This is a genomic window from Algoriphagus sp. AK58 (genome assembly GCF_014324365.1).
Taxonomy (GTDB): domain Bacteria; phylum Bacteroidota; class Bacteroidia; order Cytophagales; family Cyclobacteriaceae; genus Algoriphagus.
Genome location: NZ_QEIG01000003.1, coordinates 198,057 through 213,142 on the forward strand (window position 1 = coordinate 198,057; position 15,086 = coordinate 213,142).

Genomic DNA, 15,086 nt, shown 5'->3' on the forward strand with positions numbered 1-15,086 from the left:
TCCGGGGAATTAAGGGTATTCTGATCGATAAAAATCCATCTATTTATTAATTCTACCAAATCTGAGTCCAGATTTGAAGAGGAGGAAAGGGCTTATTCGGTACAATTTTTACAAATTTCGATTTGGCTACGGTCTAGTAAAAGCTGGGTTCTAAAGGACCGGTATCCCTGTGAATTCCATATTTCTGTAAGGGGCTTTTCTTTTAGATCTCCCATCACATGTTGCGCATCCTTGTCAAAGCAGCAAGGAACTACTTTTCCGTCCCAAGTCACCACAGCACCCTGCCACATTCTCCAACATTTGTTTTCGATTTGTTTCTTGAGCTTCCATTTTCCTGTACCGTCAGGAATATACCTAGAATAGCCCAATTCGGAGGGGATCAATTCCGAGCCATTTTCGAAGTCATAGATTTGGGTGGTTTTCATCTGAAGCTCATCTACGCCGATTTCCTTTGCCCAATCCTTCAATCTTGGTATCTGATGTTCATTTTGTCCGGTGACAAGGAATTGAAGAATGACTCTTGGAAACTTTCGCCCTTCTTCATTTCGCTTTTCGAGCAATAGTCTCAATCCCTTTTTGACCTTTTCCAAGCTGCCTCCCACCCGATATTTTTCATAAATCTCCTGGGAAATTCCATCCATGGAGACAATGAGTTGCTTTAGGCCTGATGCCAGGATTTCGGAGACGTTTTTTTCATTCAGGTAATGGGCATTGGTAGAGGTGGAGGTAAAAATTCGTTTTTCGTCCGCATACTTGACCAAGTCCAAAAATCCTGGATGCAGAAATGGCTCTCCTTGGAAATACAAGTGCAACCACGTCAAGTTGCCTGCGGATTGGTCAATTACTTTTTTGTACAGTGAGGACTCGAGCATGCCGGTAGGCCGGGTAAACGATCGCAGTCCGGATGGACACTCCGGACATCTCAAGTTGCAGCTGGTAGTCGGTTCAATGCTCAGCGTAGTAGGCAATCCCCACATTGTTGGCCTTTTGAAAAGCCTACTCCTATAAAAAGAGAGGGACAACTTAATCAAGTTGATTGATTTCCTGACCGTCAAATAAGAAATCCAGGCTTTAAATGTGATCCATTGGTTTTTCACAACGGAAATAAGGAAGTAAATGCGAAAAAGCCACCTCGGAGGGCGGCTTTTTCGTTAGTGTATCTGCTTATTGAGATTATTCTTCATCAGATGGAAGCAAAACCTGGTCAATGGGATGGATGACCCCATTGATGCCATGGATATTTAAACTCTCCGCCAGCAATCCGCTTTCATTGATTCTGAGATTAGCCAAATCCACTCGCAACGTTTGACCTTCCAAAAGGGTAGGTAAGGTCGCGTCCTGTCTCAAATCCTGAGAAAAAGCTCTCGATGGTACCACATGATAAAGAAGGACATCAGTAAGAATTTCCAAAGGAATTTCGTCCACACTACTTACCCCCAAATCGGTAAACAATTGCTGAAATGCAGCATCCGTAGGGGCGAAAACGGTAAGATTATCTGAAAAATCTCCATTCACTGCATCTACCAAATCCGCTCGTGAGAGCGCTGCTACCAACTGGGTAAATTCCGGTGTTGTGCTTTGTGAGGCCTGGATGGCGATTTCAGCAATCGTATTTATCGGAGCTGTTAGGACATAATCTACCACATGGATCACTCCATTACTAGCCTGCACGTCTGTCTGGATCACTCTGCTTTTGCCGTTTATCCATATTGCCCCATTGGGGTCCACACTGACGAAAAACGGCTGACCCGAATTGGTTTCCACAGCTCCCTGCTGAATATCGCTAGACAGTGCTCTGCCATTCACCAAATGGTAGTTGAGAATACCCTCCAATTGGGGGTTGGATAAAAGGTCCTGTGCCGAAATGCCCTGATCCCCCAAAAAGGTATTGAAAGCCTCATCATTTGGAGCAAAAACAGTCACCGGACCAGAGGTAGCCAAAGCATTGGTCAATCCAGCTTGGTCTACTGCCGTTACCAATGTGCTAAACGAAGGATTGGAAGAGGCGATTTCCAATACATTTTGAGAAGGTACATCCGGTGAGTCGTCATTGTTGCATGAGCTTAGACCTAAGGCCATGAATGCCCCCGACAAAGTCAACCATCTCGTGGTTTTAAATAAGGTGTTTGTGTTCATGATAGGTAATATTTGGTTAGTCAGGGATTCCGGATCAAAAACCGATCGAAAAAGAAAAGGATCTTTTTAATACGGGGTTCTTGGCGATACAACTGAGGATGTACCGATATGTAAACAAAACGAACAGCTGAATTAAGAAAGTAATCGAACTGGATCTAAACAAAACGACCAGCTCAGTCAAAATCGGAAAACTGAGGAAAAATGTGGTTATTTTGGGGCAATTTGGGTGTTTTTTGCAAAGAATGAGCGTTTAGAATGTTTGGTTAACTTTGTATCAAATCAGCATTTTCAGATGGAAAAAAGAATCGGGTATTATTTCATGGTGGCTTTGGGATGGGCTTTTTTCATTTCCTGTAAACCCCAGACAGAATCCTGCCAATTAGACGAAGATATCATCAAAACCAAGCCCAATCTAGAAATCAAAAGGTTGGAAGATGAATTTTTCGCAGCTAAAACACCTGAAGATGTTAATCATCTGATCGAGAAATACCCCGACTTTGCAGATCGTTTTTTGGAGAGGAGCCTATATCCGAGCCAGGATTCTTTGGTATCGGTCCTCTTAGAGGCACACTCCGACTCTGCCTTGCGGGTATTGTATGATTCGGTAAAGGTAGAATTCACGGATATCTCAGATATCCAAACAGATCTGGAAAATGCGTTTGCCTACATCAAACATTACTTCCCCGATTTCAAAACGCCAAAAGTCTACACCTACGTATCCGGCTTCAACGCCGACCTGCTAATAGAGGAAGATTTGATCGTCATCGGCTTGGATTATTTCCTGCCTGAAGATCATGCATTTCAGCCTGATCTTCCCCGGTATCTGGCATCCCGATATGAACGAAAATACCTGGTTCCCATGATTGTATTGGCCATTTCTTCCAGATACAACAAGGTGAATCCGGCTGATAACACGCTCCTTTCTGAGATGATTTTCTATGGAAAAGCCTACCATTTTGTCAAGGCCATCATGCCCTGTACATCGGACCAGTTTATCATCGGTTATACTCCGGAGGAAATCCAAGAATGCTGGGCAAATGAAGAATTTATATGGTCTCACTTTGTGGAAAATGAGCTACTCTTCCAGACCAATCCTTTCGAAATCCGCAAATACATTGGTGAAGCCCCTTTCACCGATGCCATCAGCACCAATGCTCCAGGAAGATTAGGCAGATGGGTAGGATGGAATATTGTGGATGACTATCAAATGAACCAAAGTTTGGATTTACCAGTACTAATGGCTGAGTCCGATGCGGAAAAGATCTTCAGGCAATCCGGATATCGACCACGCCGGCCGGAGTAGATTTTGGATTGGGCCGGATCACTTCGATCAATCGGCCCACTGCGATTTCTTTGGCAAATTGGGTTTCGGCGAGTTTTCTGGCCCGGTTTCCCATTTTTTGAATTTCTTCAGGATTTACTTCTAATTCCTCTAAGCGAGCAAACGCTTTTTCCCATTTCCCTGGAAGGAAAGAAATCCCCAAGTCATGGGTTTTCACAAGGTCATTCACCCAGCCTTTGTGGTTGACCAGAATTGCTTTTCCTGCAGCAATGGCATCAAAAAATTTATTTGGGCTATTGGTCTTCAATACGGGATAGTGTGCAAAAGAAATCCATGCAAAATCAGTGAAACTGAAGACCTCATTGACTTGCTGCTTTGATCCAAAAGGGATAAATCGGAGGTTAACTAGCTGAAAATCTTGAGCTTTCCGCCGAAGGATAGGTTCATGACTCCCTTCTCCCATGATGAGAAAATTCCAGTTTTTGCCTCGATCTTGGGCCATTTTGGCAAGCTCCAACAATTCCTCCACCGCGTTCACTTGCCCCAAAGCTCCGGTGTAGGCGATCGTCAATCCAAAAGTCAGTCCGATGGAATTTGCAAGGGTTTGGTTTTTCTTCTTGGGGAAAAACTGACTGAGATCTGAAAAATTGGGAATCAAAGCAACGCTCCGTTCAGGACTGATGTGCTTGAGATGAGCAGCAATCCCCGGCGATAAAGCCACCAAGCTCAGAGATTGATCGTAGATTTTTTTCTCCAAGCTTCTCAAAAATCGGATCAACAGGGGATTTTGGATCGCTCCGACCTGAATCGGCGCCTCCGGCCAAAGGTCACGCACTTCAAAAATGTAGGGAAGGGCAAGCTTTCTTTTAGCCCATAAGCCTATCCATCCTGTCGTAAGTGGAGTGGAAGTGATGTAAAGAAGGTCAGGTCGGGTAAGCCTCTTCAGAAGCTTTTTGCTCTTTCTGACAAATTGGAGAAAGGACCATACCCGCCTAAAAAACCCAAATTTCTGATCATAGGCCACCGGCAGGTAATGCACCTTAATGCCGTCCATCCAGCGTTGATCGTAAGTCATTCCCGAGTGAGCGGTGATCATTTCTACTTCCATTCCAGCCTCCACCAGTCCCTTTGCCAGGTGGTAGGACCTGACGGCCCCACCTTGCTCGGGTGTGCGGAAATACTGGTGGATGTAGATGATTTTCATGGCTTGTGCAATTTCAGCCATTCGGCGAAAAGAAAGAGGTTATACACAGATAAAAATTGATACTTGACCGCTTGATGGGGATTTTGAGTCAATTGGAAGATTTCTATGGGCAATTCACTTCGATAGTTGACTCCAAATTCCTTCAAAGCAGAAAACACTTTTTTGGCAAAAGGCCCATTTTCACTCAACCATTCCAAAAGGGGAAGTCCAAATCCTGATTTTTTCCTTTCGGTAATCCAGGTCAATTCAAGGTCTTCCAAACAAGATACAATCCAAGGTTTTCCGCGCAAAAGAGCTGTATCTTCCACCTTTTTCCAAAGTTGAATAAGCTGATGATCCAAATAGGGAGAGCGTCCTTCGATTCCATGCGCCATCAGCGCGTTGTCTTGGATCTTGAGTATGTCCTGTACCAAATAAAGCTGACGGTCAAAATCCAGCGCGCGCTTGTATTCCGGCAGATCAGCATCCATAATTCTCAGATAATCGTCGAGTAATTCCGATTTGGGATTACTCAAAGCCGAAAAATTCAGAAATGTCTCATTGGCACTTGTACGGATGCCAGAATTAAATTTCTTCCATGATCTTCCAAATGGGAGATTCTTTAGCAGAGGAGCCCAAGTGATCCAAAAATTTTTGCTTTCAAGGTATTGATGAAAGGCTTTATGACGCTGATAACCGCCCCAAAGCTCGTCTGCCCCTGCACCCGAAGCGAGTACCTTGACTTGATCTTTGGCCTTTTTGCCGATCATCCAAGTGAGAAATCCCGCCGAATCTCCAATGGGCTGATCTACACTTAGGATAAATTCATGCCAATGGTCCAAAACGGTTTTCTGATCTATCTCCACGAGTTGGTGATCCGCAGGTATGGTTTGGGTAAATCTTGAGGCTGCGTCTCCGTCAGCATATTTTTTCCGGTATTGTTTCTCCACCTGTATGGTAAAAGCTGGAAGTGGAGTGCCGGTTTGCCGATACCACAGCGCATACAAAAGGCTACTATCCATCCCTCCGCTCAGCATCACTCCTACCGGTACGTCGGCATGGAATTGGTTGAGTATCACCTTTTCTAAAGTGTCTCTGAACAGTTCTTTACTTAGTGGATCCTCGTTGGACTGGTCTATCTTCAAGGTATCCCATCTAAAGGTATTGTGATGATGGATTTGACTATATCTTCCGGGTTTCCACGCACGGACTCCCTTGTAAAAAGTCTTTCCAGGAGCTGGATTTCGGAAATAAAAATAATTATTCAGTTGTCCTAAGTCTACCTCTGATCCAGAAAGCCGGGCTATTCCACGGCTTTCGGAAGAGATAATCAAAGTATCGGGGGATTGGGAAAAATAAAGAGGTTTTTCTCCGTTTGGATCCCTGGCTACAAGAACTGTTTTTGTTACCAAATCCACGAAGATGAAGGCAAACATCCCCTGAATTTTCTTGAATCCTTCGATACCAAAAAATTTCAGGTAATAGACCAATACTTCTGTATCAGACTGGGTGAGGACCTCCACTCCCAAAGATCGGAGCACATTTCTCAAATCCTTGAAATTATAAATTTCCCCATTCCATATCAGCAACCCCGTGCCATCCTGGGTCCAAAAGGGCTGATCGGCATCCGGACCCGGATGCAAGATTCGAAGCCGGTTGACACCGATCCATAAACCCGGCCATGGAGAATAAACAGCCTCTTGATCCGGACCGCGGTGTCTGGAACCAGTGACCAAGGTCTGAATAGAGCGTTCATTGGCTCCTTTTCCCCAAATCAGATGGATACCGCACATCAGCTTTCGGATTCTTCTTTCTTGACTTTCCCCTGGGTTTTTTCAAAGTGCTTGCAAAGGTGTGTAATGGAACATTCCCCACATTTTGGATTCCTTGCAAGACACGTATAGCGCCCGTGGAGAATCAGCCAATGATGTGCTTTATGGATATACTTTTTGGGGATATGTTTGATCAGCTGCTTCTCCACTTCCAAGGGAGTCTTTGCCGTCAATGGCACCAAGCCCAATCTCCTCGACACCCGGAACACGTGGGTATCCACAGCCATATTGGGTTGCTGCCACACCACGGAGGTGATGACATTGGCTGTTTTGCGACCTACTCCGGGCAACTTAACCAATTCTTCGACTGTCGAAGGCACTTCCCCACCAAAGTCTTCCATGAGCATTTTGCCCAAGCCGATCAGGTGCTTGGTTTTATTATTTGGATAGGAAATAGATCGGATATAGGGAAAAAGCTCATCAAAGTGGGTAGCTGCCAAATGCGCGGCAGTAGGAAAATGCTTGAACAGCTCGCGGGTAACGATATTCACCCGTTTGTCCGTGCATTGGGCGGAAAGCACGACTGCCACGAGAAGTTGAAAAGGGTTTTCATACTCCAGTTCCGTCTCAGCCACAGGCATATTTTCGGAAAAATGCTGGATAAAAGCCTCGTAACGTTGTTTTTTGAGCATTTCTGTTTGGATCTTGGAAAGGGGAGGTAAGATAGGTATTATTGGAAGATTGGAAGATTTGAAAATTGAAAATTTAGTCTCGCCAGCATGAAATCCCCATCTGCATTGAGTTTACTCATAACCCTTCTTTTCCTAACGATGCATCCTAGTTTTTCCCAAACCCGCCCCCGCGATTTGGGGGTACCATTCGGTATTTTACCCATAGGTCCACTCAATTCTATCACGGATGTGCCTGGAGTCAAAGTAGGTCAATTGACCAAAATCGAGGGACAAGACATCCGCACAGGAGTTACGGCCATTTTACCTCATGGAGATAATCTCTTCCAGCAAAAAGTCCCTGCGGCGATTTTTGTGGGTAATGGATTTGGCAAGCTTGCAGGTGTCACACAAGTACAGGAATTGGGAAATCTGGAATCTCCCATTATCCTCACCAATACCTTGAGCGTCGCTGCCGGAATCGAAGGGGTAGTTCGCTATTCGCTCAGCCAACCCGGAAATGAATTCGTTCAATCGGTCAATGCAGTAGTCGGCGAAACCAACGACGGCTACCTGAATGATATACGGAGCATGCATATTTCTCCAGAGGAAGTCGTGCAGACTATTCAATCCGCCAAAACAGGTCAAGTCGAGGAAGGAAATGTCGGTGCGGGCACAGGCACGGTTTGTTTTGGATGGAAAGGAGGAATCGGAACTGCTTCGAGAAGACTTCCCGAAAGTCTCGGTGGCCACACCGTTGGGATATTGGTGCAGACCAATTTTGGAGGAAATCTGCAAATCGCAGGTGTACCAGTAGGTGAAAAGCTTGGGAAGTACCCGTTCAAAGATGCCTTGGAAAAATCTGATGGCAGCTGCATGATTGTGGTGGCGACCGATGCGCCGGTCCTCGAGCGAAACTTGGAAAGGATGGCGCAGCGGGCCATGATGGGCTTGGCCAAGACAGGTGGCATCGCTTCCAATGGGTCAGGGGATTATGTGATTGCTTTTTCTACTCATGAAGGCCTTCGAATCCCGCATTCGATACCATCCCAGCAACTCCAAAAAGCGGAATTTCTTGGAAATGAAGACATGACGGCGCTGTTTATGGCTGTCATCGAAGCCACTGAGGAGGCGATTATCAACTCACTTTTTGCTGCGGAAACGATGGTCGGAAAAGAAAACCGAAAAATTGAGGCCCTGCCCAGAGAAAAAGTTTTGGAATGGGTGAAAAAATCTCATTATTAGCCTTTTATCCATTTTTTTATGGAACAACAGACAGACAAAAAACAACAGGACCTCACTTGGCTGGAACATTTACAAAAAAACAGCTGGGAGCCGGAGGTCATCATTTCAGGTATTACCCTGGCGGTACTTTTTATCATTCCCTCCCGATTATTTGAAATTTCAGTAGTCCTAATTCAGGATTATGGTTTGGAACAGATTCCCGCCCAGCTGATTTTAGTCTACTTTTCTATGATTGTCACCGTGTTTAAGATCTTTTTGGTGATTCACTTGGTCATGCGTTTTATCTGGGCAGGAATGTTGGGAATTACCTATGCATTTCCCGAAGGAGTCATTAAAGAAAATCTGTTTAAATACTCCCAAGACGTAGATTATCCACATCCAAACACCTACCTGATCAAACTGGAGCGCTGGTGCAGCATGCTCTATGGGTTTCCAATTTCAGTGGCAATTCCAATCTTGAGCATCACCACTTACTTATGCCTTTTGATAGGTATTTACTTGGTTTTCAACCTGGACTTTCAGGTGGTTTATCTAATTTTTATGATCACCATGGTGATTTTGGCAGGTTTTTCCTTTGCAGGTAAATCATCCCGACTAAAAGACAGCATCGGTAAAAGTATGAGCGGAACGATAGGTGCGGTATACCAAAGTCACTTAGGAAAATGGTTCTTTATCTCCTTCTCAGTGGTATTAGTAGCTATTTCTGCACCCTTCATTTCTCAGGATTTGAAAGGATTTTCTGACTTTGACATCAATTCCAATTTGGATGAGGCAGCATATGACTGGCCGAATGATCGCATCTATTTTGAAGAATACAATTCCGAAAAGAAACGGTTTGCCAGGGTTTGGACCACCAAGAAAACAGTGGATTCGGAGATGTTACCCATTTTTTTACCCCGATATATCCGAGACGAATATTCAGCGGTAAATATGAATGCCCTTTTGCCAACGGACACGATCCAATGGAGTACCATCAAAGACTACCAAGATCAGTTTCGAATATACCTCAATGACTCTCTCGTTCAAGTGCAGAATTGGTCCAAAGTAAGGGCTGGTCATACCGGTCAAATGGCCCTTTTTGGGCAAATTCCAGTTGCATACCTAGATCCCGGCATCCACGAATTGCGGGTGGAAAAGCTGATATATAGACCTCCTTTTTTGACTACAGGCAATGAACTTCGGCATCGGAAAAAATGGGCTCGATTTGAATTTGTGAAGAAATAAGCTTTTTACATTCGAATGCGCCATTCCTTTGGATAATAGTTATTGAGGCGATTTCCGAGATTTTTCCCCCAGCCCAAAGGCAAATTGTGGTAGGTGAACAGAATCCAGCCTTTGGGAAGATCATCAAAAGATTGGTCGTTTTTTCTCAGGAACTCCAAAGCCTGCTCGTGGCTGAGTTCAACTTGTGAAAATCCATTTTTCGGCAAGATCGAAATCGCCCACTCGTGACTGGGAATCCACTCGTTTTTCTGCTTTTTACCCAATTCTACACCAAAGTATCGAAGGCTGAGGGCCTGTGCGATTTTCTCAAAATGGCGATAATACTCTCGATTGATTCGGAAAAAGGAATCATTCAAGAGGTAATATTTTCCCGTCCCATCAAATCCCAATTCCTGCTCCAAAGCCTCACTTTCCCGATCTCCCAATGCCTTCAGGAAAGGATGCTTGAAGTCTTTGATTCGTCCCGGTTCTTGGGAGGAAGCAGAATCAGGTCGCTTCAACACCGTGATAAAAAAGCCTTCTCCTTCGACTTTGTGTGGGAAAAAGCGATAACCGAAAAATGTTCCGTCTTCAGTATCCACACTTGTTTCGATGATTCCCCAAGATTCTTCCAATGGAATACGAATCGGCTCGAAGGCGAATTCTTCCGTCAGAAATCGGATCATTTCCTCATTTTCCTGCTCGTTGAAGGTACAGGTAGAGTAAATCAGATAGCCACCACCTTTGACCAATGCTCCCGCCTGATCCATGATGCGTTTTTGTCTGGAAGAGCAGAGTGTTACATGATCGAGGGACCATTCCTCTCTTGCTTGAGGATCCTTGCGAAACATGCCCTCACCTGAACATGGGGCATCGACCAAGACCAGATCGAAGAACCCTTCCAAGTCAGAAAAGTGATCGGGATCGTTGTTGGTCACCACGATATTTCCCAATCCCCATTTGATGGCATTTTCCTTGAGGATTTGAGCTCGGGATTGAATGACTTCGTTGGCTACGAGCATTCCATCATTTCCCAAATAGGAGGAAAGCAGCGTACTTTTTCCTCCCGGTGCGGCGGCTAGATCGAGGTAAACTCCTTGGGGGATTTCCAGACTAGTTAGGACATGCTCGATAAACATGGACGATGCTTCCTGCACGTAATAGGCCCCTGCGTGAAAGGCCGGATCGAGGGTAAAGCTGGGACGTTCTTCCAAAAAATAACCCTGAGCTGACCAGGGAATCGGGCTTTTGGGCCAAGCAGGGGAAAATGGTTTTTCCGAGTTAAGTCGGATGGAGGTTCGTGGGCTCTGGTTAATTGCAGATTTAAAAAGTTCGAATTCTTGCGCTCCCAAAAGGGCTCGCATTTGGGACTCAAAGTCTTTGGGCAGTTGAAAGTCGGACATGCGGTAAAGATAGTGATCAGTTCCCAGAAGGAAGTAGGGAGGTTTGGAAGCATGGGAGATGGCCAGTCAAAAATGGGGCCGGATGATTCTGAAGACTGAGACTGTCCACCGAACACTCCAAAAATGTGTAACTTAATCCTAAACTCGTGCTGCTATGGAAATCCTCACTAACCTTGTCATCGGCATGATCGCCGCACTTCATTTGTATTTTCTTTGGTTTGAGATGTTTGCCTGGGAGACCACGGGGAGGAAGATTTTTCGGCAGATGCCTGCGGAAATTTTTCCCCAAACCAAAGTGATGGCCGCCAATCAGGGTTTGTATAATGGGTTTTTGGTGGCAGGATTGGTCTGGTCTTTGGTGATCACCGATCCGATTTGGGCAGAAAAAGTCGCCCTGTTTTTCCTGACCTGCGTGCTAATTGCAGGGATTTTTGGGGCGATTACCGCAAGTAAAAAGATCTTCTATGTGCAGGGCTTGCCGGCTTTGGTGGCGATTGTGTTGATTTTGATCGGTTAATTTTGATTTACCGCAGAGGCGCAGAGGACGCAAAGTGGATTTTAAAAACTAAATTTTAATTCATTTCTTCAAAAAATTCAACTAATTTAAAACCAGTATTTTGGGTCTTTTTAATCGTATTGTTTTAAGTCAGAGAACGAAGTTTCATCCCAGATAATCGGTGCAACAATTGAAGTGCATAAACATCTAGGTCCTGGCCTGCTTGAAAGTAGCTATGAAGCTTGCCTACTTTTTGAATTAAGGCAAAGGGGATTAAATGTTAAATCACAAGTTGCATTGCCTATTTCATACAAAGGGTTTCAATTAGAAGCAGGGTACCGAATCGATATCCTCGTTGAGGAAAGAGTAATAATTGAAATCAAAACGGTTGAAGAATTTGCTGATATTCACATAGCTCAGATTCTCACTTATCTTAAGCTCACTAACCTAAAACTGGGGTTACTAATCAATTTTAATTCCGTCAAATTAGTTAATGGTCTTAAGAGAGTGGTCAATAATCTTTAATTTTCTCCGCGTTCTCTGCGCCTCCGCGTTGCAAAGAAAAAAAGAGGCTTTCGCCCCTTTCTTTAATTGTCATCCTCATCGAAGTCGTCCTCTTCATCCCCTGCACCCATGTCAAACATGGAACTGAATAGGTCTTTAAACTGAAGTCCGGTGTCCAAAAGCTTTTTGCTCAATTGGGAATATTCAGCCAAACCGTGTAGCGCAAACTCCATGAAGAATTCCTTCTCTTTTTCCGGTAGGTTTTTCACCATCTGGGTGACTACTTCCTCCAGTCCTGGAACGGAGTGAAGCAAGGTTTTATATTCCTTATCAGACTGGGAAGCCAAAATATCCAGCTCGTTTCCTTCCCCAAACCAAGCCAAAGGAATCACGTAAGGATTGCCGTTTTTGTCTTTTTTCTTTTGTTCAGGAGAAGGGAAATAGTTCACAAACTGGGTACGGATCGCTTTTCCAATCAGGTTGTACGCGACTAGACCTGCACCTTCCTGTTCGCCTTCATAGACCAACTCAACCTTTCCGGTAATTGCCGGAATTACGCCGATCAGGTCGGCGATTCGAACTACGGTGTTGCTTTCTCCATTTAAGTAAAGTCTTCTTTCTGCAGCGGAAATCAGGTTTTCATAGGCCGAAATCGTCAATCGTGCCGAAACCCCGCTTTTCTCATCCACAAACTCAGAACCTCTTGCCTCGATAGCAATCTGCTCGATCAGGTCTTTCATCAACTCAGGTACATGGATTTGGTCTACTGGCTTTCCAGCAAGGTTGGCTTCCTGAGCGGTGATTTTTTTGCCGATCTCGATGGATTTTGGATAGTGGGTGATGATCTGACTCTCGATTCGGTCTTTCAGCGGAGTCACGATGCTTCCCCGGTTAGTATAGTCCTCCGGGTTAGCAGTGAAGACAAACTGGATGTCCAAAGGAAGTCTCAACTTGAACCCACGGATTTGGATGTCTCCTTCCTGCAAAATATTGAACAAAGCCACTTGAATCCTTGCTTGCAAGTCCGGCAATTCATTGATCACGAAAATGCATCGGTGCGAACGCGGTACCAATCCGTAATGAATCACCCGCTCATCGTTGTAGCTGAGTTTCATCGTCGCCGCTTTGATCGGATCCACGTCTCCGATCAAGTCGGCCACGGAAACATCCGGTGTGGCCAATTTTTCTGCATAGCGATCCTCCCTATGAAGCCAGGAGACCGGTGTGTCGTCACCTTTTTCCTCGATCAGATTTTTGGCAAAAGAGGAGAGCGGATGAATCGGATCGTCATTGAGTTCCGAGCCAACCAATACAGGGACGTATTCATCCAGCAGATGCGTCATCATCCGCGCGATTCGGGTTTTGGCCTGACCGCGTAAACCGAGCAAGTTGATGTTGTGACGGGAAAGAATCGCTCGCTCGATGTCGGGTATGACCGTATCCTCATAGCCCCAAATGCCGGCAAAGACATTTTCTTTGGCTTTGATCTTTTGAATCAGATTGTCACGGAGTTCTTCTTTGATGGATTTGGGTTGATATCCTGAAGCCTTGAGCTGGCCGAGGGTCTTGATCTGTAAGAGTTGGTGTCCGGTGAGTTTTTGGTAGTCCATGCTTAGAAGCGTTTGGTGCGGTTTCGTCTATAATCTTCAAAAATGAGGTCACCCAATCCCTTCAGGCTGCTGTAGTAGGCATTGCCGTTGTTGACTTTGGTAAACTCTTTCACAAATTCTTTGAGGTAGGGGTCCGAGGCGATCATAAAGGTCGTCACAGGAATTTTCAATTTTCGGCATTGGGCAGCGAGTTTGAGCGTTTCCGCAAGGATTTTGCTGTCGATGCCAAAGGCATTTTTGTAGTATTTGATCCCGACTTTGAGGCAAGTAGGCTTGCCATCCGTGATCATGAAGATCTGCTTGTTGGGATTTTTTCTTCTTCGAAGCAAATCCATGGCAAGCTCGAGTCCGGCAACGGTATTGGTATGGTAAGGACCGACTTGGAGGTAAGGCAAATCCTTGATTTCGATCTGCCAAGCATCATTTCCGAAGACAATCACATCGAGCGTATCCTTGGGATAGCGGGTCTTGATCAGTTCGGCCAAAGCCATGGCGACTTTTTTTGCAGGGGTGATCCGGTCTTCCCCATAGAGGATCATCGAGTGGGAAATATCGATCATCAGCACCGTGGAGGTTTGCGATCTGACTTCATTTTCCATGACTTCCAAATCATCCTCCGTGAGCAGGTAATCGCCCGAAAGGCCGTGATTAGCTTGGGCATTTCGAAGGGAATCGGTTAATGCGATCTGATCCAGATTGTCTCCAAATTCGAAGGCCCGACGGTCGGTACCTCGCTCATCTCCGGTTCCGGAATGGGTGGTTTTGTGTTGACCGGATTTGCCTCGCTTGAGTTTGCCAAAGATTTCTTCCAAAGCGGATTTACGAATCGTCTGCTCGGCTTTTCCGGTGATTTTGAGCTCGCCCTTTTGGTTTTCCTCGGTCAAGTAGCCCTTGGATTTGAGGTCCTCGATGAAGTCGCCGATGCCGTAGTTGGGATTGGTGAGGTTGTAGCGCTTGTCCAGATTGGTCAGCCAACTGAGCGCCTCAGCCACATCTCCTCCCGTCATGGTAACGAGCTGAAGGAAAATATTCAGCAGATTTTCGAAGGTATTTTTCTCCGGGTCTTGGGGTGGGACATATTGGGTAAATCGGAAACCTTTCATTTTTGGACGCTAGACGTGAGATGCAAGACACAAGATTTTAGTAGCAAGTAGCTGGTATCTAGTATCAGGTAGCTGATAACTGGATTTGTTGAGGGATTAACAAAGTGGAGGGCAACTGAGTTTAGTATTCCTCAGAAAAACCGGGGAAAAGATGCAAAACTATCACAGCGCTGTTGGGATCGTGACAGGAGTGTTGATCCTGTTTGTCACTTTGATTCAGTTTAATATCGCGCAGGTATTGATTTGGGCGATTTTTTTGGCAGGGCCATTTTTGATCTTGTGGATGGTGTGGGCGGTTTTAGCCGCACCAGTGAAAATCGAAGAGACCTTTGAGGAGCAGTGGTATCAGGATCGGGAGGATTTGCACAGAAAGGACTGACAAGCAGCTGATTCAATTTTAACTTTTGAAACGATTTTTTAAATTGCAAAGATGACAAAACAGGAGAAAATCAGGTTTTCTGGTAGCGTCCCGATAAGTGTG

13 protein-coding genes and 1 pseudogene are annotated in these 15,086 nt (G+C 45.2%); 6 read left to right on the forward strand and 8 right to left on the reverse strand.

Annotated features, from left to right (window positions below; all coding sequences use genetic code 11):
• Positions 1-92: 92 nt before the first annotated feature.
• Positions 93-1,097, reverse strand: coding sequence for an SPASM domain-containing protein (locus tag DDT91_RS02900; protein WP_187174630.1), 1,005 nt, complete (start codon positions 1,095-1,097; stop codon positions 93-95).
• 76 nt (positions 1,098-1,173) lie between these two features.
• On the reverse strand, positions 1,174-2,136 hold the full coding sequence (locus tag DDT91_RS02905; protein ID WP_187174631.1) for a fasciclin domain-containing protein: 963 nt from the start codon (positions 2,134-2,136) through the stop codon (positions 1,174-1,176).
• A 292-nt stretch (positions 2,137-2,428) separates the two neighbouring features.
• Between DDT91_RS02905 and gldB the strand changes: the two genes are divergently transcribed.
• Positions 2,429-3,439 (forward strand): gliding motility lipoprotein GldB, encoded by a 1,011-nt coding sequence (gldB, locus tag DDT91_RS02910; RefSeq protein ID WP_187174632.1) that lies wholly within the window; start codon positions 2,429-2,431, stop codon positions 3,437-3,439.
• Here gldB and DDT91_RS02915 read toward each other — a convergent pair.
• The 3 genes from DDT91_RS02915 to nth are packed head-to-tail and all read right to left on the reverse strand — an operon-like array spanning position 3,402 to position 7,065.
• Complete coding sequence (locus DDT91_RS02915; RefSeq protein ID WP_187174633.1) at positions 3,402-4,622, reverse strand: glycosyltransferase family 4 protein; 1,221 nt, start codon at positions 4,620-4,622, stop codon at positions 3,402-3,404. The two genes, gldB and DDT91_RS02915, sit on opposite strands and share 38 nt — an antisense overlap.
• On the reverse strand, positions 4,619-6,394 hold the full coding sequence (asnB, locus tag DDT91_RS02920) for an asparagine synthase (glutamine-hydrolyzing) (protein WP_187174634.1): 1,776 nt from the start codon (positions 6,392-6,394) through the stop codon (positions 4,619-4,621). Before asnB ends, DDT91_RS02915 begins: the two co-directional genes overlap by 4 nt.
• On the reverse strand, positions 6,394-7,065 hold the full coding sequence (nth, locus tag DDT91_RS02925) for an endonuclease III (protein WP_187174635.1): 672 nt from the start codon (positions 7,063-7,065) through the stop codon (positions 6,394-6,396). The genes asnB and nth overlap by 1 nt, the downstream gene beginning before the upstream one ends.
• 87 nt (positions 7,066-7,152) lie before the next feature.
• Here nth and DDT91_RS02930 point away from each other — a divergent pair, with 87 nt between their 5' ends.
• Both DDT91_RS02930 and DDT91_RS02935 read left to right on the forward strand, forming a co-directional pair.
• Positions 7,153-8,286, forward strand: coding sequence for a P1 family peptidase (locus DDT91_RS02930; RefSeq protein ID WP_187174636.1), 1,134 nt, complete (start codon positions 7,153-7,155; stop codon positions 8,284-8,286).
• Between the two features lie 18 nt (positions 8,287-8,304).
• Positions 8,305-9,510 (forward strand): hypothetical protein, encoded by a 1,206-nt coding sequence (locus DDT91_RS02935; protein ID WP_187174637.1) that lies wholly within the window; start codon positions 8,305-8,307, stop codon positions 9,508-9,510.
• 5 nt (positions 9,511-9,515) lie between these two features.
• Here the strand turns inward: DDT91_RS02935 and DDT91_RS02940 are convergent, their stop codons facing one another.
• The gene (locus DDT91_RS02940) at positions 9,516-10,892 is read right to left on the reverse strand and encodes a tRNA/rRNA cytosine-C5-methylase (protein WP_187174638.1); all 1,377 of its coding nucleotides are present in this window, start codon (positions 10,890-10,892) and stop codon (positions 9,516-9,518) included.
• A 154-nt stretch (positions 10,893-11,046) separates the two neighbouring features.
• Between DDT91_RS02940 and DDT91_RS02945 the strand changes: the two genes are divergently transcribed.
• Positions 11,047-11,409 (forward strand): DUF1304 domain-containing protein, encoded by a 363-nt coding sequence (locus DDT91_RS02945; protein ID WP_187174639.1) that lies wholly within the window; start codon positions 11,047-11,049, stop codon positions 11,407-11,409.
• A 150-nt stretch (positions 11,410-11,559) separates the two neighbouring features.
• A pseudogene (locus DDT91_RS02950) lies at positions 11,560-11,913 on the forward strand (GxxExxY protein); the annotation flags it as partial.
• A gap of 62 nt (positions 11,914-11,975) precedes the next feature.
• Here the strand turns inward: DDT91_RS02950 and DDT91_RS02955 are convergent.
• Together DDT91_RS02955 and DDT91_RS02960 are read right to left on the reverse strand one after the other, a co-directional pair.
• Positions 11,976-13,502 carry a magnesium chelatase gene (locus DDT91_RS02955; protein ID WP_187174640.1) on the reverse strand — a complete coding sequence of 509 codons (1,527 nt, stop codon included), beginning with the start codon at positions 13,500-13,502 and terminating at the stop codon, positions 11,976-11,978.
• Between the two features lie 2 nt (positions 13,503-13,504).
• A complete protein-coding gene (locus tag DDT91_RS02960; RefSeq protein WP_187174641.1) occupies positions 13,505-14,605 on the reverse strand; it encodes a VWA domain-containing protein in 1,101 nt (366 codons plus the stop codon).
• A gap of 151 nt (positions 14,606-14,756) precedes the next feature.
• Here DDT91_RS02960 and DDT91_RS02965 point away from each other — a divergent pair, with 151 nt between their 5' ends.
• Positions 14,757-14,984: a hypothetical protein gene (locus DDT91_RS02965; protein ID WP_187174642.1), complete on the forward strand. Its 228-nt coding sequence runs from the start codon at positions 14,757-14,759 to the stop codon at positions 14,982-14,984.
• The last annotated feature ends 102 nt before the right edge of the window (positions 14,985-15,086 follow it).

Coding starts and splice junctions, on each gene's coding strand:
- asnB (WP_187174634.1), bottom strand. CDS start 6,394: ATGTGCGGTATCCATCTGATTTGGGGAAAAGGAGCCAATGAACGCTCT.
- DDT91_RS02905 (WP_187174631.1), bottom strand. CDS start 2,136: ATGAACACAAACACCTTATTTAAAACCACGAGATGGTTGACTTTGTCG.
- nth (WP_187174635.1), bottom strand. CDS start 7,065: ATGCTCAAAAAACAACGTTACGAGGCTTTTATCCAGCATTTTTCCGAA.
- DDT91_RS02945 (WP_187174639.1), top strand. CDS start 11,047: ATGGAAATCCTCACTAACCTTGTCATCGGCATGATCGCCGCACTTCAT.
- DDT91_RS02955 (WP_187174640.1), bottom strand. CDS start 13,502: ATGGACTACCAAAAACTCACCGGACACCAACTCTTACAGATCAAGACC.
- gldB (WP_187174632.1), top strand. CDS start 2,429: ATGGAAAAAAGAATCGGGTATTATTTCATGGTGGCTTTGGGATGGGCT.
- DDT91_RS02930 (WP_187174636.1), top strand. CDS start 7,153: ATGAAATCCCCATCTGCATTGAGTTTACTCATAACCCTTCTTTTCCTA.
- DDT91_RS02915 (WP_187174633.1), bottom strand. CDS start 4,622: ATGAAAATCATCTACATCCACCAGTATTTCCGCACACCCGAGCAAGGT.
- DDT91_RS02940 (WP_187174638.1), bottom strand. CDS start 10,892: ATGTCCGACTTTCAACTGCCCAAAGACTTTGAGTCCCAAATGCGAGCC.
- DDT91_RS02960 (WP_187174641.1), bottom strand. CDS start 14,605: ATGAAAGGTTTCCGATTTACCCAATATGTCCCACCCCAAGACCCGGAG.
- DDT91_RS02935 (WP_187174637.1), top strand. CDS start 8,305: ATGGAACAACAGACAGACAAAAAACAACAGGACCTCACTTGGCTGGAA.
- DDT91_RS02965 (WP_187174642.1), top strand. CDS start 14,757: ATGCAAAACTATCACAGCGCTGTTGGGATCGTGACAGGAGTGTTGATC.